Origin of the sequence: Haladaptatus sp. AB643 (assembly GCF_024136975.1) — an archaeon.
GTDB lineage: Archaea > Halobacteriota > Halobacteria > Halobacteriales > Haladaptataceae > Haladaptatus.
Genome location: NZ_JAMYJW010000002.1, coordinates 121,649 through 143,462, shown reverse-complemented (window position 1 = coordinate 143,462; position 21,814 = coordinate 121,649). Strand labels below are relative to the sequence as shown.

General features: G+C 58.4%; 20 protein-coding genes and 1 pseudogene. 6 read left to right on the top strand and 15 right to left on the bottom strand.

The genetic code is table 11. The features are described from left to right. Positions 1-431: 431 nt before the first annotated feature. Positions 432-1,205, bottom strand: a complete 774-nt coding sequence (locus NKF25_RS05550) for an SDR family oxidoreductase (RefSeq protein WP_253225986.1) — start codon at positions 1,203-1,205, stop codon at positions 432-434. Between the two features lie 188 nt (positions 1,206-1,393). Between NKF25_RS05550 and NKF25_RS05545 the strand changes: the two genes are divergently transcribed. Beyond that, a complete protein-coding gene (locus NKF25_RS05545; RefSeq protein WP_253225706.1) occupies positions 1,394-2,200 on the top strand; it encodes a DUF1801 domain-containing protein in 807 nt (268 codons plus the stop codon). A 170-nt stretch (positions 2,201-2,370) separates the two neighbouring features. On the opposite strand, the gene NKF25_RS05540 is transcribed toward NKF25_RS05545, so the two are convergent. From NKF25_RS05540 to NKF25_RS05515, 6 genes are all read right to left on the bottom strand, one after another. Further along, a complete protein-coding gene (locus tag NKF25_RS05540; RefSeq protein WP_253225705.1) occupies positions 2,371-3,339 on the bottom strand; it encodes a TFIIB-type zinc ribbon-containing protein in 969 nt (322 codons plus the stop codon). Between the two features lie 323 nt (positions 3,340-3,662). Then, positions 3,663-4,490: a ZIP family metal transporter gene (locus NKF25_RS05535; RefSeq protein WP_253225704.1), complete on the bottom strand. Its 828-nt coding sequence runs from the start codon at positions 4,488-4,490 to the stop codon at positions 3,663-3,665. Positions 4,491-4,686: 196 nt separating this feature from the next. Next, complete coding sequence (locus tag NKF25_RS05530; protein WP_253225703.1) at positions 4,687-5,109, bottom strand: GtrA family protein; 423 nt, start codon at positions 5,107-5,109, stop codon at positions 4,687-4,689. Positions 5,110-5,221: 112 nt separating this feature from the next. Beyond that, positions 5,222-6,004, bottom strand: coding sequence for a hypothetical protein (locus NKF25_RS05525; RefSeq protein ID WP_253225702.1), 783 nt, complete (start codon positions 6,002-6,004; stop codon positions 5,222-5,224). 118 nt (positions 6,005-6,122) lie between these two features. After that, positions 6,123-7,706 (bottom strand): alkaline phosphatase D family protein, encoded by a 1,584-nt coding sequence (locus NKF25_RS05520; protein ID WP_253225701.1) that lies wholly within the window; start codon positions 7,704-7,706, stop codon positions 6,123-6,125. 133 nt (positions 7,707-7,839) lie between these two features. Further along, positions 7,840-8,388, bottom strand: a complete 549-nt coding sequence (locus tag NKF25_RS05515; protein WP_253225985.1) for a hypothetical protein — start codon at positions 8,386-8,388, stop codon at positions 7,840-7,842. A 570-nt stretch (positions 8,389-8,958) separates the two neighbouring features. Here NKF25_RS05515 and NKF25_RS05510 point away from each other — a divergent pair. Genes NKF25_RS05510 through NKF25_RS05500 form a run of 3 tightly spaced genes read left to right on the top strand, consistent with a single transcriptional unit; the run spans position 8,959 to position 11,996 of the window. Then, the gene (locus tag NKF25_RS05510) at positions 8,959-9,633 is read left to right on the top strand and encodes a hypothetical protein (RefSeq protein WP_253225700.1); all 675 of its coding nucleotides are present in this window, start codon (positions 8,959-8,961) and stop codon (positions 9,631-9,633) included. Next, complete coding sequence (locus tag NKF25_RS05505) at positions 9,620-9,892, top strand: hypothetical protein (RefSeq protein ID WP_253225699.1); 273 nt, start codon at positions 9,620-9,622, stop codon at positions 9,890-9,892. The genes NKF25_RS05510 and NKF25_RS05505 overlap by 14 nt, the downstream gene beginning before the upstream one ends. Before the next feature lie 4 nt (positions 9,893-9,896). Next, positions 9,897-11,996, top strand: a complete 2,100-nt coding sequence (locus tag NKF25_RS05500) for a type B DNA-directed DNA polymerase (RefSeq protein WP_253225698.1) — start codon at positions 9,897-9,899, stop codon at positions 11,994-11,996. Between the two features lie 29 nt (positions 11,997-12,025). Here NKF25_RS05500 and NKF25_RS05495 read toward each other — a convergent pair whose 3' ends face one another. The 4 genes from NKF25_RS05495 to NKF25_RS05480 all read right to left on the bottom strand — a co-directional run bounded on the left by NKF25_RS05495 (position 12,026) and on the right by NKF25_RS05480 (position 15,797). Continuing rightward, the gene (locus NKF25_RS05495) at positions 12,026-12,799 is read right to left on the bottom strand and encodes a glucose 1-dehydrogenase (protein ID WP_253225697.1); all 774 of its coding nucleotides are present in this window, start codon (positions 12,797-12,799) and stop codon (positions 12,026-12,028) included. A 2-nt stretch (positions 12,800-12,801) separates the two neighbouring features. Then, complete coding sequence (locus NKF25_RS05490) at positions 12,802-14,001, bottom strand: cytochrome P450 (protein WP_253225696.1); 1,200 nt, start codon at positions 13,999-14,001, stop codon at positions 12,802-12,804. Between the two features lie 222 nt (positions 14,002-14,223). Next, entirely contained in the window at positions 14,224-14,844 is a 621-nt protein-coding gene (locus NKF25_RS05485) for a TetR/AcrR family transcriptional regulator (RefSeq protein WP_253225695.1), read from the bottom strand. Positions 14,845-14,936: 92 nt separating this feature from the next. Next, a complete protein-coding gene (locus tag NKF25_RS05480; RefSeq protein ID WP_253225694.1) occupies positions 14,937-15,797 on the bottom strand; it encodes a lamin tail domain-containing protein in 861 nt (286 codons plus the stop codon). 1,304 nt (positions 15,798-17,101) lie between these two features. Here NKF25_RS05480 and NKF25_RS05475 point away from each other — a divergent pair. Both NKF25_RS05475 and NKF25_RS05470 read left to right on the top strand, forming a co-directional pair. Continuing rightward, entirely contained in the window at positions 17,102-17,275 is a 174-nt protein-coding gene (locus NKF25_RS05475) for a carboxymuconolactone decarboxylase family protein (protein ID WP_253225693.1), read from the top strand. Positions 17,276-17,741: 466 nt separating this feature from the next. Next, a complete protein-coding gene (locus tag NKF25_RS05470; RefSeq protein WP_253225692.1) occupies positions 17,742-18,125 on the top strand; it encodes a hypothetical protein in 384 nt (127 codons plus the stop codon). Between the two features lie 105 nt (positions 18,126-18,230). On the opposite strand, the pseudogene NKF25_RS05465 reads toward NKF25_RS05470, so the two are convergent. From NKF25_RS05465 to NKF25_RS05450, 4 genes and pseudogenes are all read right to left on the bottom strand, one after another. Continuing rightward, positions 18,231-18,524: pseudogene (locus NKF25_RS05465) on the bottom strand (Glu/Leu/Phe/Val dehydrogenase); the annotation flags it as partial. Further along, a complete protein-coding gene (locus NKF25_RS05460) occupies positions 18,443-18,760 on the bottom strand; it encodes a hypothetical protein (protein ID WP_253225691.1) in 318 nt (105 codons plus the stop codon). The gene NKF25_RS05460 and the pseudogene NKF25_RS05465, both read right to left, overlap by 82 nt. Continuing rightward, positions 18,760-20,115, bottom strand: a complete 1,356-nt coding sequence (locus tag NKF25_RS05455) for an aspartate aminotransferase family protein (protein ID WP_253225690.1) — start codon at positions 20,113-20,115, stop codon at positions 18,760-18,762. Before NKF25_RS05455 ends, NKF25_RS05460 begins: the two co-directional genes overlap by 1 nt. Positions 20,116-20,280: 165 nt before the next feature. After that, a complete protein-coding gene (locus tag NKF25_RS05450; RefSeq protein WP_253225689.1) occupies positions 20,281-21,807 on the bottom strand; it encodes an aldehyde dehydrogenase family protein in 1,527 nt (508 codons plus the stop codon). Positions 21,808-21,814: the final 7 nt, after the last annotated feature.

Genomic DNA, 21,814 nt, shown 5'->3' with positions numbered 1-21,814 from the left:
AATAGATGTGGCGAGCAAGACGGCCACTGGCTTGCTCACTCGACCACCGTCAACACTCTGTGGAACGACAAGGACTGTCGTCGTCGAAAACTGTGGTTGAATCGAGCTTACCCGCGTCGATTCGGCAATCGGAGCACGAAAATTCGCGGTCACCCCGGACCTCCCGGACTTGAATCGTTTCCCACCCGCACCCATGTGACGTTCGACCCAACGGGGAACGAGATACGCCGGTTTCAAGCACGTGAGGTCCGTGGGACAGGCCACAAACGTCTGCCCGAAATCCTCCCATCGGAAGGTGGGAGGAGAGTAGGCCGTCTCCCGCCAATTTTACACTGACGACGAGATGATCGCCCAGCGCATGCTGTGAATTACGGCCATCGGACACGACTACGGCGACAGAGTGTCGATAAAAATCGATAAAACGGGACGACTTATCCGGTGTTCGTAAGCCCACCGTCCAGCACGAGTGATTCCCCGTTAACGTAATCCGCGAGATCGGAAGCCAGAAACAGCGCTGCATTTGCGACGTCCTGTGGTGTCCCAAATCGCTGCGAAGGAATCATCTGCTCGTACATCTCTCCTTCTTCGGTGCCGACGATTTCGACATCGTCGGTGGTCATCATCGTTTCGATGACCCCGGGGTGAATCGCATTGACACGGATTCCTTCGGAACCGAGTGCGTCAGCGAGCGCGTAGGTCATCAATCGAACGGCACCCTTCGAGGTACAATACGTAACGTATTCCCCGGTTCCTTCGAGTCCGGCGACACTGGAGAGGTTGATGATACTGCCACCTCCGTTCGCCACCATACGCTTGGCAGCGGCTTGCGCCCCGAAGAACACGCCTTTGACGTTGATGTCCATGAGTCGATTGTAGTCGTCTTCGGACACCTCCAGGAAATTTTCACCGCGGAAAATCCCGGCATTGTTGATCATGATGTCGACCCCGCCGAACTCCTCGGCTGCTTCGACGCTCGCTTCGAGATCGTCTTTCTCGGTGACGTCACATTTGACGAACGTTGCCTCGGATCCCGTTTCCGCAGCGATCGCTTCGTGCGTCGGAGTCCCGCCCTCACGCGGAGAGTCACGAATATCGGCAACGACGATGTCGGCACCTTCCTCGGCGAACGTTCTTGCAATCGCACGACCATTGCCACTCGAACCGCCCGTTATGACCGCTACCGAACCGGAAAGCAATTCATCCATGGTACCACTTCTTGTCACACGTTAGCAATCGAAATATCGATTATATAATAGTGGGGTCACGACTCTCGCTCAATTATTGATCCCGTTCGTTATCGTTTCCTTCCGACGTTCATAGTCAAGCTTCTCGGAATCAAGATCGCGACACTTCGCGAAAATATTGATACTCATACACCACCTAGTCGGTGAATATGAGCGTGTCCGGCCCAATTACAGTCCAACGGGTCAACGAACTCGTCACGGCTAATCAAGTGATCAGAGCACCCTACTACCATGCCGACCACGACGAGGGGGTTCGTTTCACGGACCCGGAAAAAGGGCTCCAATGGGGTGCCGACGTCGTTCCTGCCATGATGGGTCTCTTCCGAGTCGAAAAAGACACCCGTGGCGACCACCCCGACGGCTGGGTGGGTTTCGCTCGCCACTGGCGAGGAGGGACGATGCGGCTGGACTTCGACATGTTTTCTAGATCCGATGAGACGGACTCGATCCTGGTCGTGACCGCGATATCGGGGCGAGAGGGAGAGCAGACCATCGTGGACGAAGACTTCGGAGAAATCGAGCTTTCGGACCAGGTTCCGACGCAGGAGGATTGGGGAGGACGGCAAAAACGGTACCAGGCGATTCGGAGGGACGATACTGCCGATGGATCGGCAGCGGTACACGCGTATATTGCGGCGCTGCCGGGGTGGAATCGTGAGATTGCGGCACGATTCGACGAAATCGTTCGAAACGAGTTACCCCACGTGCGCCGCGCCGTGAAGTATCACCAGCCGTTCTACGGCGTCGAGGACCAGGGCTGGTTCGCGTCATTCAGTGCGTTCTCGAAACACGTGAAACTGACATTCGTGTGTGAAACGTACCTTGAGCCGAAGCCTCCCAGCGGGACGGGTCCGAAGAGACAGGCCCTGGACCTGAAGGAGACGGACACACTGGACGAGGAGCAGGTCGCTTCCTGGGTCCAACAGGCCGCCGCCGATCCGGGAATGGGCTGGTGAGGAACCCGACGCCTCCGCCCACGAATCCGACATCGAGGGCGAAGTGCAACCCGTTGACGAACGTTTCGATGAGCAGGTCTCCGAGCGTCCGCGGATTTGCTATTCAAAGACCTATCTTCCTTCCCGAATCGATTGATCAGATAGCGATACGTAGAGAACGATCCGTAGTATTAGCTCTCGTAGGTCTCTAAAAGCTCCGTGTATCGTTTTCGGATCGTCACGGGGGCGATATGGGCAACGGACCCGACCGCTTCCTGTGTCACCGATTCGTTGCTCAGCGTTGCGGCCGCATAGACCGCTGCGGCCGCAAGTGCGACGGGACTCTTTCCGATGTGGACGTTGTGCTGTTTTGCAGTATCCAGCAAAGCACGAGCCTGCCGTTCCGCGTCACCGCTTAGATCGAGTTCGGAGACGAAACGAGGAACGAACCGTATCGGATCCGTCGGTGCGATACCGATCTCCAGTTCGGCCGTGATGTAGCGATACGCTCGGTGAATACGGCGCCGCTCGACTCGACTGACGACCGCAAAATCGTCGAGACTAAGCGGTGCGTCTGCCTGACGAGCGGCAGCATAGAGGCTCGCGGTCGCCATCCCTTCGATCGACCGTCCGGGAAGCAGGTCGGCTTCGAGCGCACGCCGATAAATGACACCGGCGGTTTCGGTATCCGACCGCGGTATATCGAGCGCCGCAGCCATGCGGGAAATCTCCCCCAGCGCCTGCTTGAGATTTCGCTCCTGGTTCGATTTCGAGCGGTACCGTTCGTCCCACGTACGAAGTCGTTTCATTTTCCGCCGCTTTCGACTCCCGAGGGGCTTCCCGTTCGCATCGATGTTTCGATGGCTGATCGTCGTACTCAACCCCTTGTCGTGGAGTTGATTGGTCATCGGCGAACCGACGCGGCTTCGTTGTTGATCCTCTTCGGTAGAAAACGCCCGCCATTCGGGGCCGTGATCGATTGGACGATCGGAGATGACGAACCCACAGTCATCGCAGACTATTTCGGCTGCTTGGTTTGCGACCGAAACCCGTGTCTCACATTCCGGACACTCAAAGGAGCCAGCAGCGACATCCCTCTCTCGACGGTTCGAATGGTCCGTCTCGGTTTGCTGGTCCGGGGGTCGTGTTCGTCGTTCCATTTTAGCAACTCCTTCCGTATCTCAGGTTCTTCTGTGACTATGACTGCCATATACCATAGTCGGGGGCGATGGTTTTCACAAAGTAGGAATGAGGGATGGAAACCAGCGGACTCGAACACACGAAGGATGCAATGATGCTACCGCCGACCGGCTAGCCGTCCTTCCGTGAACGGCCGTCTATCCACCATCGGTCGTCTGAACGTCTCTGTCCATCATCGGTCGTCTGAACGTCTCCGTCTGTCAGTCGATGCTCGTTGAGTCGCCATCGTATTCCGGGAGGCTGATTCAGCGAAACTGTTGGGTCCACTCATCAGGGCGGTACTTCATCCGAGCGAAATGTCGAGATACAGCATCACGATCGTTCCGAAAATCGTCCCGAGGGTTGCGATACGCTCGTACCCTTTCGTGTGTGTCTCCGGAACGATTTCGTCGCTGATGACGAACAGCATCGCTCCCGCGGCGAATCCCATCGCGTAGGGGAGTAAGGCCGAAACTGATTGAACGGCGTACGCACCGAGGACCGCGAGTGGTATCTCGACCAGACCGGAACGAACCCCCGCGAATGCAGCATAGAAGCGTTTGTCCAATCCCGCGTTGATCGCGGCCACCGAAACCGCCAATCCCTCCGGAATATTCTGGATACCGATGGCGAGCATTAGCGGAATCGCCGTACCGAGATCACCGCTGCCGAAACCCACGCCAACCGCGAGTCCCTCGGGCATATTGTGGAGCGTAATCGCGAGAATAAACAGGATGACACCGGAGAGTCGTTCGTCGTCTACGGGTAAATCGGTACTCGGATTCGCGGCGTCCGTTCTCCGTCGACCGGTGAGTAGAAAGTGTGCGTGCGGCACGAGTACGTCTGCACGGTCCAAAAAGAGCGCACCCAGTGCGATTCCGACCAGGACTGGGATGGGATTTCCATCGGAATAGGTTTCGATCCCGGGAATAATGAGGCTCGTAAAACTCGCAGCAAGCATTACGCCGGCAGCGAATCCGAGCGCACCGTCCATCGCCCGCTCGGATGGATCCCGCCAAACGAAAACCAACGACGCTCCGAGAAGGTTGAGAAACGCGATGATCACCCCTCCGATAAGCCCGTTGACGACCGGATCCGACCCAAACCACGCTGTAAACTGCGGGACTACCATCGGAGCCACCTCTCATCGTTCGAAACCATTGTTCCCCGGAGAATATTCACCGTCTTCCCGTATTAATGGTTGAGTGATACTGGTTTCGGGAATCGGTTCACTCGGTCCGTCGGGTCTGGCCCGGCAAGCACGGTCCGGGAGTAGTCTAAAGCCATCACCGCCGGATTTCCGGCGTTTTCTTCGTTCGAGGGCCAGTTCATCCCCACGTCCACCGCGCGTCGAGAACGTACCGGTACACCCCACTGATACCGATCGCAACGGCGTTCGCGAGTAGATAGAGAACGTTCCCCCAGTTCACGAGGCAAAAGAGGATGCCGAGCTGAATCGGGATCGCCGTCCCGCGGACGACGTTCGTTTTGAGCAATCCGACGAGGTAGCCTTTCGAACTCGTGTTTCGACTCGCCTGGAACGTCCACGCGTTATTGAGATTGTATTGAAACAGAATCGTAATCTCGATGGCGATCAGTGCGCCAAACAAGTAATCGAGGCCCGTTTTATCGACGAACATCCATAGCAGGATCGTTTGCACTCCCGCGGCGACACCCCCGACGAAAACGAACCGCCGCAACTGGGGCGTGAACAGGCCGCTGTGGAGATTACGAGGGAATCCCCGTGACATCTCTTATAGCTGAGGTGCTCGGGTCGTGTAGTCCTGTCGCTTCCGTCGTGGCTGTGAACGTCCTTCGACCAACAGGGTGGGACGCCCGTTCGAACGGGAGCGATCGGCCGCTCTAGGCGGCGGGGCGTCCTGTAGTGGTGTCCTCGTCGTCGCTGGCCGTCTCACCAAACTCGTCATCGTCGTCCGCCGTGAGTTCGGTGTACGCCGTTGCGAGCACGGCGGTCGAGAAGACCGTCGTGATAGCGCTCGCGGCCTGTGCGAACACCAAGGCGACGATATCGCCAGCGAGACTCCCACTTGCGAGGTCACCGAGGCCGAAGACGAGGTTGACGAGTACCACGAGGAAGAACACGGCCACGCCCAACACGAAGAGGTTGAGGCGGTATCCACGCGTCAATCCCCAACTGTTGCGGAACGCCGTGATGAAGTTCTGATCTTCGACGGCCACGTACACCGTCCAGAACGCCAAGGTCACGAGCAGGAAGATACCCGGGACGACGAACGCGACCAAACCCAGTGCGACGATGATTCCGAAGACGATCACGCCGACGAAGAGGTTGATCGCGGCCCAGACCATATTCCGGGTGAAGTATTCTCGGGGGAGACGTTCGGTTTCGTCGCTCACGAACACGCGAATGGCCGCGATGCTTACGACGAGCAACGCGATGCCCAACAGTAACGAGACGATTCCTGCACCGAGGGACGGGACGAGCAACGTCGGGTCCACTTGTCCACTGTTGGCGAACTGCTGCCCGGCGTTCAATCGATCGACGCCGAGTCCGAGCACGCCGTCGAGGACGGAGATGACGAAGATGATCCCCATGAGGGTGAGTCCGTTTCGTTCGGTACTGCGGCGGTAGCCACGCTTGAGCACGGCGGTGATATCGATCGGCATAATCACCCGTATAGTACGTCATGTGAGGAGATATAGATGTCGTGTGGTTGCCACCTGGCGAGAACTAGATCGTGATCCACGCCGCGGCGGCGGTGATCAGCGGCCTATCGGGTAACGATCAGCAGCCGTGGGGGGTAAGCTCCTTCGTGTACAGCGAATCGTCGTTCATATCCTTGAGCGTTACCGTCAGTGCGTCGGATCGACCATCGACGTCGACTTGCCCGAAGAACTGCAGTCCGTCGCTCGGCGGAAGGTTCGCTTCCCCTTCCGGTGGACTCTTCTCGAAGACGACTTCCGGTCCGAAGGTGTCGTCGAGTTCGTTCGGTCCGAACGTTCCGGCGTGAAGCGGACCGGAGACGAACTCCCAGAACGGTTCGAACTCGGAGAACGACGCCCGTTTCGGGTGGTAGTGGTGGGCCGCCGCGTAGTGGACGTCCGCCGTTAGCCAAACGACGTTCCGAATGCCTTCCGAGCGCATGAACGAGAGCAACTCTTTGATCTCCAGTTCCCGACCTTTCGGTATCCCGTCGTCCGCGTTTGCGACCGCTTCGTACTTGTCGCCATCGGTGACCACGAGTCCGATCGGCATGTCCGCCGCGATGATCTTCCACGTCGCCTCGGAGTTCGAGAGCGCGTCTTTGAGCCAGTCCAGTTGCGTGTCGCCGAGGAAGTCCGTTTTCGGCCCCGGTTCCGTCTGCGTGTTCCCCGTGTTCGGACCTCGATAGCTCCGCATGTCGAGCCGAAATACCTCCAGCGAGGGGCCGTACGGGAAGCGCTGATAGATCGCATCGTCGACGTCCTCCCGCGGGCGAATCGGCATGTAGTCGAGGAACGACCGCTGGCTACGTGCCGCGAGTAGGTTCACGCTTTTGACGTCGTGCGGATCGTCCGCCGGTAGTTTCTCGTTCGGGTACCAATTGTTGAGGACTTCGTGATCGTCCCACTGCGGAATCATCGGAACCTCGGAGACGAACTCTCGGTAGTGGTCGTCCCGGAGGTTGTACCGGTAGTTCCCACGAAACTCGGCGAGCGTGTCGGCGACGTCGGATTTCGCTTCCGTAACGACGTTGTGCCAAACGCTGCCGTCGTCGAGTTCGACGCGTTCTTCGAGCGGCCCATCGGCGTAGATCGAATCGCCGGAGTGGATGAAGAAGTCGGGGTCCGTTTTCCGCATCGATTCGAACGTCTTCATGCCACCGAAGTCTGGGTTGATCCCCCACCCTTGCCCGACGACGTCTCCACCCCAGACGAACCGGATATCTGTTCGATCCGTCGGGGGCGTTCGAAACGACCCTCCCACCGGATCGCTTCGGGTTCCTGGCTCCCGAAGGCTCTCGAACTCCACCCGATACTGAATCTCTTCACCCCGAGGGAGTCCCTCGATGTCGATCGTTGCGGTATAGTCGCTGTCCGCGAGTGCCGCCGGTCCACGGATCGTCCGTTTCTCGGAGAACTCCCGGTCGGTCGAAAGGTGGAGGTACATTCGTGCCGGGCCGCTCGCCCGACTCCAGATAAGGGCTCTATCTCCGACGATATCGCCGACCTGTGCACCGTTCGGTGCTGACAGTACGTCCGTCGAACGGGAGTCCCGATCCGCTGGCTTCGACTCTTCGGCTATCGTCGATTCGGGAACCATCGTCCCGCCGAAGGCGACAGCGGCGGTCGTTCGCATCGCATCCCTTCTCGTTACGTTTTCCAGCATGTTGTTTATCGATTCCAGGACGATAATATAGCAGTTTATAAGAGTGAACAATACTGCTATGGTATCCCCCGAAGCTGTACGAGGGGTCATGGAGACGTGGAAATTCGGAGCGAATCAACGGTACGAGAGCGGACTAGTCGACGCGCGGATAGAGGTTTCGAAGGAACCGGTCCCCGAATACGAGGACGAGTAGCGCCCCGAATAGATCGAACAGGAGGTCGAAGAGGATATCCGATCTGCCGTAGGAAACGAGGATCGGTTCGCGGTCGAAGCGGTCGGCGATGGCGTGAATCAGATACTCCATGAGTTCCCACAGAACGCCGAGACCGACGACGACCGCCAGGACGCGCGGACGGGGGTCGCGGCCTTGGCGGCGAGCGGTAACGAAGGCGAGTCCCCCGAGAAGCGTCGCCGAGTGCGTGTGGGTGAGGTGGTCCCACCACCACACGTCGTCGTACGGACCGAGCATACCCACGGTGTGGGTCAGCATCGCGGCGTCCGAATAGACGCGCTGCCACGGTCCAAAGCCGACATCGTACTTGTGGTCGATAGCGTCGGGGAGATACGTCGCTACGAATGCGACCAGCGCGTTGACGGCTGCACCGGGATTTCGCCGACGGAGGCCAAGGACGAACACGGCGAGAATCGCGTACCGGATCCCTCGCTCCGTCTCTCGGGCCATCGGTTGGTGTTGATCCTCTGCCACGGGTATCAATCGGATGATAACGGTTGCGTTGCACAAATACTGTGCGCTTCCGTATGTTCCATCTCCGATGAATCGACGACCGGTCTTTCGGAAGTCGGAATCGGAAACCGTGGAATCGTCCCGAATCTCGAAGCCGCGGTCCCTCCTTCGAGGGGGGATGACGATTCGGGTTCGTGTCCTGCCGTGGTATCCTCGGCAGTGGTACCCCATCTATTGCTCCGCGGAACCGGTTCGATGGGTGGTGGAGCGCTCGTTTCAACCTTACCGGTCGAACCACCCGGCATCATCCCGCCGTCCTCGATTTTCACGAGCGAACTGGCGGATTTTGATCCGCCCGATATTCCGTGACGTATCGTTCTCACAGACCGCCCTCTTCATCGGGGTCCTTCGTCTACACCATCACTCGTTGTGGGGGGTATTCCCGTCACGTTTCGATGTTCGGTACAACGATCACGGGGACTCGGTGACGTCGGTCGTTCCGGTATCGGAACATTCGGAACCGACCCTGGCTTGCCTATCCGATAGTCGGTCGATGTAGCATCCGTGATGATATCCGATACTCCGCCGGAACTCCCGTCGCTCGACTCCGGAGTCACAATGCTCACTACGGACGAACGAACGACCGGTCCGCTCCACTCGCTCGTGCTCGACCGACTGCTCCTCGATCAGGGGTCGGCCGTTTGGGTCGACGCTCGTGGTCACGGAACGACGCGCTCGCTCACCCAAGTCACCCCGTCGATGCGTGTCCTCGACCGGATTCACATCGCTCGGGCATTCACGCCGTGGCAACACCTGAGTCTCGTGCGGGACCTCGCTGGCGAACTCACGGACGAAACGTCGATCGCCGTCCTCCCCGCCGTCGACTGGTTCTATCGGTCGGAGGACCTCCCCCGAGGAGCGGACGAACGCATGCTCTCGGCCGCGGCCGAACGGATCGAAGCGCTCGCCGAGACGTTCGAGAATCCGATACTCGTGACCTTGCATGCGGACGATGCGCTCTCGGCACCGATTCGCGAGATTGCGGATCGGACGGTCCGGTGTGAGCGAACGCGGTTCGGACCACGGTTCACGGGCGATGAGTACGAGACGTTGGTTTACCCCCTGGAGAATGGAATGGTGCAGACGACGCTCGCGTATTGGAAACGCGTCCTGGCGGATCGGCATCCGGCGATGGTCGATGCCGACGTTCCACCGGAGGTGCGTGCGAATGGGGCGCACTAACTCGACGTATCGTGAGTTGCTCCGGGCGACGGAGTCCCGATGGGGTGACTACCGACGGGCACTCCGACGCGCCGACCAGGGCGTCTTCGATCGCCTGTTCGAGTATGCCCGTGCCCATGCCGACGCGAGTGGGCTTTTGAACCACCAACTCGTCGAGATTCCGGCGCTCGTCTCGATGCTGATCGAACAACAGAAGCGACTCGACGATCTGGAAGACCGACTCGCTCACGTCGAGGACGATTTGAACGACCGGGGATGAGGCCATGGTGTACAAAATCGACTACGTCGACGGCGACGTTCTCACCTGGTCGGTAACCGAGTCGGGTGTGAACTGCGAAGTGGACGAATCGTACACGCCGACGATCTACGTGTCGGTGCACGGCGACGGTGAGTTTTCCACGGCACGTGCTGCGCTTCGTGACCTCCCTTCCGTCGTGGAGGTTGCCGTCGTCGATCGACGCGTGAGCTTCCGAAACGATCCCGAGCGCGTACTTCGGGTGGATGTGGTCGACCTCACAGCAGTCGACTCGGTGGCCCGAACGGTGAGCAAGTGGGGTTCGCCCGGCGAGTACCGATGTTACAACGTCGACTTCTCGCGGGAGTTTCGCTACTGTCTCGAAGCGGGAATCGACCCGCTTCCGGAGCACGAACTCTCGCGGATGCGAATCGCCGTCGCGGAGACGGAACTCGCGAGCGGAACCGTCACGGAACTCACGATCGACGACGAGACGGTAACCGGAAGCGGTGCGGACGTGGTGGCCACGCTGTCGGCCCGCGTCGAACGGGCCGATCCGGACGTTCTCTTCCTGAATACCAGCGACCTCGTTCCCGTCCTCTTTGGGCAGGCCGAGCGGCTCGACGTGGCGTTTCAGCTCGGACGACGGCCGGGGTGGCAGCAGTTGGCGGGTGAATCGACGTACGAGAGCTACGGACGAGTCGGCCACTCACCGGCACGCTACAACCTGCCCGGTCGGGCGATCATCGACGGTTCGAACACGTTCATGTGGAATCAGACGAACCTCGATGGCTGTCTGTATCTCGTGAAGCGGTCGGGGAAACCACTGCAGGAACTGGCGTGGTCGTCGATCGGGAACGTTTTGACCGGGATTCAGATCCGGGAAGCCCGCGAACGGGACGTGCTCGTGCCGTGGCACTCGTGGCGTCACGAGCGGTTCAAAACGATGCGCCAATTGCGCGATGCCGACCGCGGTGGATTCACCTTCGCGCCGGACGTCGGCCTGCACGAGGACGTCCACGAACTCGACTTCTCCTCGTTGTATCCGAACATCATCGTCACGCGGAACGTGAGCCCGGAGAAGATTCGCTGTGAATGTCACGCCGGGAGGAAGGACGTGCCGGGAATCGGCTACTCGATCTGTGACGAGCGGGGCTATCTTCCGGACGTGCTCGAACCGCTCATCGAGGATCGAGATAGAATCAAAGCCGAGATTCGCGGGACTGAGAACGAGGAGCGTCGCGACGAGTTGGCGGGCCAATCGAGCGCGATCAAGTGGATCTTGGTGTCGTGTTTCGGCTATCAGGGCTTTTCGAACGCGAAGTTCGGGCGCATCGAGTGCCACGAGGCGATCAACGCGTTTGCCAGGGAAATCCTGTTGGAGACGAAAGCGGTGCTCGAAGCGAACGGGTGGCGGATCGTGCACGGCATCGTCGATAGCGTGTGGGTGACACCGATCGAAGGCGAAGAACGGACGCCGCTGTCCCAGCTTGCGACTCGGATTTCAGAGCAGGTGGAGATTCGGCTCGAACACGAAGCCCACTACGACTGGATCGCGTTCGTTCCGTTGCGCGATTCGGATGCCGGTGCGTTGACGAAGTACTTCGGGAAGGTCGCTGGCGAAGACGAGTACAAGTACCGCGGGATCGAGTGTCGCCAGCGCAGTACGCCGTCGTACATCGACGAGGCGCAGAAAGCGTTGATCCGAGCGGTGGACGAGCATCGTGATCCGGAGGCCGTTTGTGAGGAGTTACGGTCGTGGATAGACCGACTTGAGCGTGGCGCGGTCGACCCGAGCGAGTTGGTGATCACGAACCGGGTTTCGAAAAATCGGGAGGAGTACACGCAATCGACGCGGAGCGTGGCGGCACTGGAGCGAGCGGCCGAGTTGGAGTTGGCGCGGTCGCCGGGTCAGAGCGTGTCGTACGTGGTGGTGGACGATGCGAAGAAATCGCGTGAACGAGTGGCGTTGGCGGTCGAGGAGCCGACCGAGTATGATTCCGGCTTCTATCGGGAGTTGCTAGTACGGGGGGCAGAGAGTGTACTGTCACCGCTGGGATGGCGTGAGAAACACATCGAACGATTCCTCTCGGATCACGACGAACGCAGCCTCAAATCGTTTTTCTAATAAGTACGAATTCGGAAAATTGATAGTATTTAGTCAGCCGCTTGACCACCGTCCACCGGCAGTGTGTGGCCGGTGATATACGAGGCGTCGGACGAACAGAGGAATGCGACCACGCCAGCCATTTCCTCCGGCTCTGCGACGCGTCCCATTGGGACATCGGTCATCGCCGACGTATCGAACGGCATCGATGTCGGGTCACTCCCACTTCCCACCGAGCCAGCCTGAATGTTCGTTTTTGTCGGACCCGGCGCGATTGCATTGACCCGAATACCACGAGTAGCATATTCGAGGGCGGCTGTTTTGGTTAGACCGACAACCCCGTGCTTACTGGCCGAATAACTAGCGAGTCCGCCCATCCCAACCAGTCCCGCCTCGGAAGCTGTATTTACGATTACTCCGCTTCCCTGCTCTTCCATGACAGGGAGTTCGGCCCTCATGCACGCCCAAATACCCTTTAGATTGATCGCGAGGAGTTTGTCCCAATCTGTTTCTTCGATGTCTGCCATCTCTACGAAGGCTGTGAGGATTCCCGCGTTGTTGTGCGCGAAATCGAGGCTTCCGTACGTATCGACCGCGATATCGACCATCCGCTCGACTGATTCGACGTCGGAAACATCGATTTCAACGAACGTCGCGTCACCGCCATCGTCTTCGATCAGATCAACTGTTTCACGTCCAGTTTCCTCGACCACATCCGCGATAACGACGTTTGCTCCCTCCTTCGCGAGACGCTGTGCCGACGCGCGTCCGATCCCCGATCCTGCTCCCGTTACCACTGCCGTCTTTTCGTTTAGTCCGTTCATGATCATTCCTCGATGGTGCACGTGAGCGATTCGAGACCGTACAGGCTGTATAGCGGCTGTAGATCCGTCAAATCCGCCTCTATCGTTTCGAATCGGTCGAGCAGTACTTCGAACGCGACGTCCGCTTCGATTCGTGCGAGCGGAGCGCCCAAACAGTAGTGGACACCCTTTCCGAATGCGATGTGTCGGTTCGGACGTCGCTCGGGACGGAACTCTTCGGGAGCATCGAAGAGTTCAGGGTCACGGTTGGCCGCACCTAGCCACGCCGTTACGACGTCTCCTTCCCGAATCTTGTGCCCGTTCAATTCGACGTCCTCCAACGCAACACGGTCCAACGATTGAATCGGAGAGCGATATCGGAGCACCTCCTCGATCGCCTGTTTTCGATCGATCTCTCCGGTTCGAATCGCATCGGTCATTCCCCGTTCCTCGAAACACCAGAGGGCGTTCGTCAGAAGGTTCGTCGTCGTGATATTCCCCGCAACGAGAAGGAGCATACAGAAACCGATCTGTTCTCCCCTGCTCAACTCCTCGCTCGTCGCGGCAAGCGTAATGAGATCGTCCCCGCTTCCGTCTTGGCGTTCTTCGAGCAACTGGGCGAAGTACTGGCCCATCTGTTGTTGTGCCCACTGAGTCCGCTCTTGGCTCCGTTTGATCGAAGCTTCGGATCCATCCTCGGGACGTGCGACGAGTGCATCCGACCATTCTTTGAACTCATCACGACGTTCGACAGGAATTCCCAACAGTTCAGCGATGATCGTTATCGGAAGCCGAATTGCGAACTCGTCGACGAAATCGAATCGGTCCTTGCCATCGATTTGGTCCAATACTTCTTCGGTCAACTCCTCGATTCGAGGCCGATACTCTCTGAGCGTCCCCGGTTGGAATCGTTCGTTGACGAACCCGCGTAGTCGCTCGTGTCCCGGTGGGTCGACCATGATCATCGTCTGAAACATCGCCCCGTCATCGTCCGTGACGTTCTCGGAGCCTGATCGATTCGCGGTAAACGACTCGTAATCGGTGAGCACGTGATTGACCTCCTCATACTGAAAGAGGTCCCACTGCTGTCGCTGCTCGTCGAAGTGTACAGGAGAGCGCTGACGCATTTCAGCGTACCACTCGAAGGGCTCCAATTGTCCGTTTCGACTACGGATCGCTTCCGGCAGTTCGCTCTTTCCCGCGACCGCATCTGTGGACTGCATGAGTTAATTGACCAATTAATCAATTATAGGCTTTTTTCTCATTCCATCTGACACCGGGGTGCAGAAACACGGGTTGTGCGAAAGCAGAACCTCTACAAACAGCGCTCAGAGGGCCTTATTTCGGAGAGAGGGGGTTTCTCGAATTCGGGCAGAAGTCGTTCGTGATTCCGAAGCGAGGACTCGACGGAAATCGATGACAAACCGCCCACGCGAGAGCGGAGATTAGTCTTCGCGAGAGATGTCCGCTACGATTCCATCGATGATCGTCAGAACTCGTTCGACGGCGTCGTCGCGGTTCGTCGTCGTCCGTGTGTGTAGTCCCTGTTCGATAAGAAAGCAGATGTGGTCCGCCGTCAGTTCCGCATCGACCGACTGGAACTGCCCGCTTTCTATCCCCGCTTGGAGTATTCGGGTGATCATCGTCCGGAGACTGTCCTCTGCTTGCGTCGTTTCCTTTCGGAAGTCATCGTCCCACGTCGCGTGCGCCCACAGTTCGACGTAAACCCGTGAAACCGCCGTCTCGATGTCCGACGGTGGGGAAAATATGGCTCGTTCGACTTGTGCTGACGTCGGGTGTAGTATCTGTTTCACGAACCGTCTCAGTTCGTCCTCCGCATCGGTGATCGGTTGTTCGTTTTGCTGTCCGACGAATATCTCGACGAAGACGTCGAGCATCGAACGGAGGAGGTCGTCTTTACTATCGTAATAATGATATATTATGGAGGGATTTTGACCCAGTTCGTTACCGATATCCTTGATCGATAGATCCGCGTATCCGTGTTCGACTAGTGCGCGAAACGCGGCCTCTCTAATCCGCTGTTCGGTTTCCGGATGGCTGCTCATCGTAGTATCGTTATGTTGGATGTAGGACTAGAAGGTGACTTCAATATTGCCCATGGCGGGAGCGAATCCGATCACGTAAAAAGGAGGTGTCGTTAGTACGCCTTAGTCGCTACCGATGTCCCACCACTGTCGGTGACTGAAACGGTGTCGCCGCCGTTATTCCAAACGGCACCCGACCGACCCCAGTAAACATCGCTATTCGTATCCGACCCGCTTCCCGAATGAAGCGTGACCGTCTGGCCCGGACTGAGCGTCAAACTGGAGAACGTGTACGTTTTCCCAGACTCGTCCGAGACGGTCCATCCGGTTACGTCGATCGATGTCGTACCGGTATTCTCCAGAACGACATATTCGTCGTTCAGATTGTCGTTGTCGTTGCCCGCTGCATCCTCGTGGATCCGTGAGATACTCACTGACCCACCGCTGTCTCCGACATTTCGACAACCCCATGCGTTCTGTTCGGCGTCCTGTGCCGACGCTTCGGCGCTGTAGTACGAGTCACTCTTGGTGAACGTCGAATCGTACACACGAGCCTGACCACTTTGGACGAGTTTGTAATTGTAATCGGCTCCCCCATAGTAAACGTAGGCGAGGAGACGACCGTAATATCCGCGGTGGTCCGATTCGGAATCGAATTTGAGCGTTATCTGTTTCCCTTCGAGGTTGTTCTTCATGAACGCTTTTGCATTCTCGCCCTCCGAGTGGAGACAATCTTTTCCGGCCTGTGTGTTTGGAACGCCCTCCCACTCATCGGGAGTATTTTCACCGTACGTTTCAGGGGTGTCGACGCCGAGTAAACGAACGGTATCGGTCGTCCCGTTTGCATACTGAACGTCGAGGGTATCGCCATCGACGACGTTCGTTACCGTCACTTGTTGGCTATCGGTTATCTCGGCAGTAGCTGGTGTGACGACGAGTGCGACTGTTAGGCCACAGACCAGTAATACTGTCACTGTCGCTATAACAACCTTCGCGCCGCTGTTTTCTTTTCCCACAAGAAGGAATTAATTTGAAGGCGTATGTAAATTTGTATTGGGAATATGATGAAATAAATAGCCGAATATATCGTCCGCTTTTCGGACCGTAGACTATCCCGTCTACCCCTACCCGGTATACAGATTGCCGATATTCTCGCCGGAAAACGTTGTACAACGGTGCTCCTCGTCGCTGATAACGCTCGTTCAGTCGCTGAAAGAGGAAGACTTTCCTCTCGTCTTTTCTTCGTCGGTTCGAGAAGACCCCTCCGACCAAGGATAGATGGAACGCATCAGATGAGCGATTCTCGACGGCAAAGACGGCGATTCCGTCTTTCGTTGTGCCACTGTAACGTGATCGTCTATCTTCGTCAGTCGTCGTTCGATATCCTCTTCGAACTGTGCCAGTGTCTCTCGGTCGATATGTGGATTCTTTCGGAAGCGTTCCAAATCCGACCTGATGTCGAGCAAAGCGCGTGCTCGTTCTTCCGGTTCCTGTTCTGCCGCTCGATTCAACCGCCGTTTCATGTGATTAACTAATGACTTCTTCATCGTTCCCCCACCCGGGCCAGTGATGTGATGAGTGATCAGGGACGACCCGGTATAACCGCTTACCTGGTATGCCGTTGTCCATTAAATTTCTACTGGTAGAATGTCCGGTTTTATCCCGATAGATCCGGTTCTATATTCTTCAGAACATTCGTGAGAACGATTACAACATATCTCCCGATCGCATTTCCACAAACGACAATCGTCTCTAATAACGGCCGAAATAGCTCTACAAACGGTCCGACCGTTGCTGTCGCTTGTGTCTTCGCTGTCCCCGGTTCGATTCTGACACCAAAACACCAGATTATTTATACGATGTTTGTCCGGGATATGTATCTATGGGATAGTATGCGTGGGTATTTCTCACACAGTATCGAAGACGTCCTCTAAATCGAGCAGTGGACCAAATAACGGAAATTTGCCATGATTCGTTCTGCAGTCAGCAACAGTTCGACACGATGTCGAGATGATCGTCTCTGGATGCTAAAGAAAATGGCATAAATCTGCGGTCCACGAGGATAGGACCCGTAAAGACATGAAGGCCGATGACGATTGAATTTTCATGACACGATCTGAAGAGTTGGCCGAGTTCAAAGAATCGCTCGGGGAACTGATCGAAGAGGCACCCGAACTCGAACAGTTCGTCGGGTTCGTCGAGTCCTCGGAAGCGACGTCCGTTATCGACCACAAGACCAAGGAGTTGATGTCGCTCGCCATCGGCGTCGTCACCCGCTGTGATCATTTGCATCCTCTGGCACATCGATGCCGCGCTGGAGGCCGGTGCGACCCACGAGGAGATCGTCGAGACGCTGAAGATCGCCGTCGTCATGGGAGGTGGCCCGGCGATGACCTACGCAACCGTCGCGTACGAGACGCTTCGGGCGCTCGAAGCCGAGCGCGAGACGTAACTCGTCGGTGGACCCATCGGTGCCGACATCGGAAACCGTCTTCTTGAGACGACCGAGGGGAAACTCGAAGCGCTAGCCGACGACCGTCACAAACGCGATGAGGATTCCAAGGACGACTCCCGACACACGTAACATCCGACCGACTGTTCTTTTCAATCCATCAGCCAAAATGTTTACCCACTTCGTGTTCTCATCATTGCGTGGATGCTGGGTGACTCGGCCTTGACCAGTACAACGGTCGATATCATATCGCAGGACACCGAGTCGTCTTGCATCCTTGAGAGGGGGAAGTGACGAACTGATAACTCTCCACGCTTCTCCCGTTCTCCTTCATCGGTTAGCTCGGCGTGTGTTCCCGTCACTGGAACCGATTTCTAGAGGCGAGGATATCGAAACGACGCTCGCAAGTCCCGTCCTCGATGTGTCCGGATGAAGTTTATCTTGTTGGGTATCTAACTATCACACGATGTTCCGTATGCTCCTTTCGGCGATCGGTCTCGTCGAACTGTTGTCTCCGGAAGCGCTCATCGATCGGGCGGAGCGCCTCGCACTCGATAATCCCGACGACTGTGAACTGCGGCCATGGGTCGTTCCTGGTGCGCGGGTCGAAGGACTCGTCTTCTTGATTACCATGTGGCGAAGCGACCGCTCGTACGCCGCGTTCAAGCAGTTCCTCGGTGTTATCGGACTTCTTGCGCTGGCGTTCCCACGTGCCTACGTCGACTATGGGACCAAACTCGCGTACACCGATGCCAACGACTGTCGGTGGAAACCGTGGGTCTACTTCGGTACCCGCTTGATCGGAGCGCTGTACGTGATCATCGCCCTCGACGAACTACGGAAGGACTGATCTCGAACTGAGGTTCACGACGAGTTGGCGGTTTCGAGGCGTGTGGTCGGGGACCTGACCGTTCGAAACGGTTCGATCCTCGTCACTACCGTTCACCCATCCGAATCAGGGCCACAATCCACGGGACTCTTTGGCCTCGCCGATTCGGGAGAGGGCGACCACGTAGGCGGCGTCTCGCCACGTCACGTTCAACGCCGATTTGGCGTCGGACACGTCGTCCCACGCGCGGAGCATCGCCGTCTCCAGTTCGTCGTTCACGCGTTCGAGCGACCACGACCGACGGTTGATGTTCTGGAGCCACTCGAAGTACGAAACGGTCACACCGCCCGCGTTGGCGAGGATGTCGGGAACGACGGCGACGCCCTTCGATTCGAGGATCTCGGCGGCCGCGAACGTCGTCGTGTTGGGAGCGGTAACCGGTATAGACCTCGACGGAGCCGTCGTCGCACTTCAGCGGGGACCGTCACACGTTGCACCTTCGTCGGGTGCATCAATCGCTCGACGATACCCGGGTTCACGTCCACGAGTCCCGCAACCCGTTCCAGTTGTCGTCGGGCCGTGTCGAGTGCCGTCTCGGATTCGGGTTCGGCGTGGGATTCAGGCTCCGAGGTCACGTTCCCTTCATGCTTCACCATCAGGTGGTCACCTCCGGCTTGATGCGGCGGTAGACTGACTCGACTGAATCGATAACGGCGTCGGCGATTCGAGAGACCGAGGTCTCACTGAGTGTCAGCGGCGGAGCGAGCAGCAGGTGGTCGCCCGCCAGCCCATCGACTGACCCCTTTCCTGGGTACGTGTAGACGCCGCGGTCGAGTGCCGCGTCGTAGATCCGTTTGTACACCTTCGAGGAGGGGTCGAAGGGCTCTTTCGTCTCCGTATCGGCGACGAATTCCAGTCCGACCATCGGCCCCATCGCACGGAAGTCGCCGACCATCGGGTGGTCTCGGAGCGTGTCGAGTTCGGAGACGAGTTGGCGGCCACGGGTGCGACCCTGTTCGAGCACGTCGTCCGTATACTTGTCCACGACGAAGCTCGCCACGGCCGCGGACAACGGGTTCCCGGCGAACGTGTGGCCGTGGGAGAACGAGACGCCGTCGTGGGTGAACTCCTCGGCGACGTGGTCACGGACGAGCACGGCACTCATCGGCGTGTAGCCGCTGGTGAGGCCCTTTCCGAGCGTCATCATGTCGGGAACGACGCCGTAGTGTTCCATGGCGAACAGCGGCCCGGTTCGGCCGAATCCGGTCATCACCTCGTCCGCGATGAAGAGCACGTCGTACTCGTCGCAGATGTCGCGGACCTCCTCGTAGTAAACGGGGTGCGGTGCGGCCGCGGGGATGCTGGCGCCGCCGACCGGTTCGGCGATGAAGGCGGCGACCGTCTCGGGACCACGTTGGCGAATCGCCGTTTCGAGTTCACGCGCGGCGGCGCGGGCCTGCTCTTCGGGCGTCCCCTCGAACGGCCACCGGTACGGGTACGCGGGCGAGATATGCTCCCAGTCGGCCAGGAACGATTCATAGCCACGCCGTCGAAGCGTGTTCCCGGTCGCGGACAGCGCCCCGAACGTCGCGCCGTGATACGACTGCCAGCGGGAGATCACGACGGATTTCTCGGTCTTCCCGCACGAACGGAAGTACTCTCGTGCGAGTTTGAACGCCGCTTCGTTCGCCTCGCTCCCCGAGTTCGTGTAGAACACTTTGGAGAGATCCCCGGGAGAGCGCGTCGCGAGCGTGCGCGCGAGCCTTTCGGGTGCATCGTGGGAGAAGTGAGACAGACTGAGATACGAGACTTCCGACGACTGTGACTCGAATATCCGATCGATGCCTGGAACCGAGTGGCCGAGATTAGTCACCGCCGCGCCCGACGCGGCGTCGATGAGTCTCTCGCCGTCTTCGGTCACGAGGAACTCGTCGGTGGCGTAGTCGACCCTCGGCAGGTTGGGCTCGATACCACCACCCCATTTGTAGAATATGTGGTTCTGATGTGCCATCTATAACGATTGACTGCACTCTAAGGTGAAATAAGTCTTACTAAGAAAACCGAATTTTGGAGAGGTTACAAACGACTCTGGTCGATATAAAAATGGCGTCGGATGGACTCGCGTCTCGGGGTCGGTATGAATGGAATGGTCGGGAGGCCAGAATCGACGGCGGATTCAGAGCGTCGGTTCCTGCTCGATGGGAATGTGGACCGTCTTCTCTTGGGTGTAGGCGTTGAGCGTGTCGCGGGAGCACTCGCGGCCCATGCCGGAGCGTTTGAACCCGCCGAACGGGCTACCGGTGACGGTGCGTCCGTAGAACTTGTTGACCCAGACGCTTCCCGCGTCGATGTCGGCGGCCGCGCGGTGGGCGAGCGAACCGTTCTCCGTCGCCACGCCCGCGGCGAGGCCGAACTCCACGTCGTTGGCGAGTTCGATGGCCTCGTCGTAATCGCTGAAGGTGATGACCGTCTCGACCGGACCGAATATCTCCTCTTGAGCGATTCGCATGTCGTTGTCGGCGTCCACGAAGACGGCGGGTTCGACGAACCAACCGTCGTCGGTGCCCTCGGCTTCGACGGCGTTTCCGCCCGTCGCGAGGGTCGCACCTTCTTCGACGCCGAGTTCGAGGTACGAGTTCACCTTCTCGTACTGCGCTTCGGAAACGAGCGGGCCGAAGGTGGTCCCCTCGGAGAGCGTGTCACCGATGGTGTGTGACTCCATCTCCTCGACCAATTTCTCGACGAACTCGTCACGGACGTCCTCGTGGACGAGCGCGCGTGAACAGGCGTCACACGACTGGCCGGTGTTGTACGTGATGCTCCCGGCGACGGTCTCGGCGGCCTGCTCGATGTCCGCGTCGGGGAAGACGACGAACGGCGACTTGCCACCGAGTTCCAGCGTGACGGGCGTGATGTTCGAGGCGGCCGACTTCATCACATCCTCGCCGGTCACGTCCTCGCCGGTGAACGAAACCTTCTGCACGTCGGGGTGACCCGTGAGGGGCGCGCCCGCCTCTTCTCCGAATCCGGGGACGACGTTGAAGACGCCGTTGGGCAGAACACCCTCGGAGAGTTCGGCGATTCGGAGCGCCGTGAGCGGACTCTGCTCGGCGGGTTTCAACACGACGGCGTTGCCAGCGGCGAGCGCCGGACCGATCTTCCAGGAGGTGAGGACGAGGGGGTAGTTCCACGGCGTGACGCATCCGACGACGCCGTAGGGCTCACGGCGGGTGTAGATGTGTGCGTCGTTTGCCGCCGCAATCTGCTTGCCGCCCTCGGCGCGACAGATGTTCGCGTAGTATTCGATGAAGTCGATTCCCTTCGTGATCTCTCCTTTTGCGTACGACAGCGGCTTCCCCACGTCGAGGCTTTCGAGGAGCGCGAGTTCTTCGAGGTGATCGCGGAGCACCGACACCCATTCGAGGAGGGTTTCGGACCGCTCCGCGGGCGTCGCGTTGCCCCACTCGCTCTCGAAGGCGTCCTGTGCGGCATCGACGGCCGCGTTCACGTCGACGTCGTCGCAGCGAGGGACCGAGAGGATGGGTTCGTCCACGACGGGGTCGCGCGTCTCGAACGTCTCGCCGCTTTCCGCCGGGCGGGACGACCCACCGATCCACGCTTCGAACGATCCGAACGACTGGGCTTCCTCGCTCGCTTGCTGATGATTCTCCTGAATCGAGTCGGTGTAGTGTTCCAATTCCATGATGGTT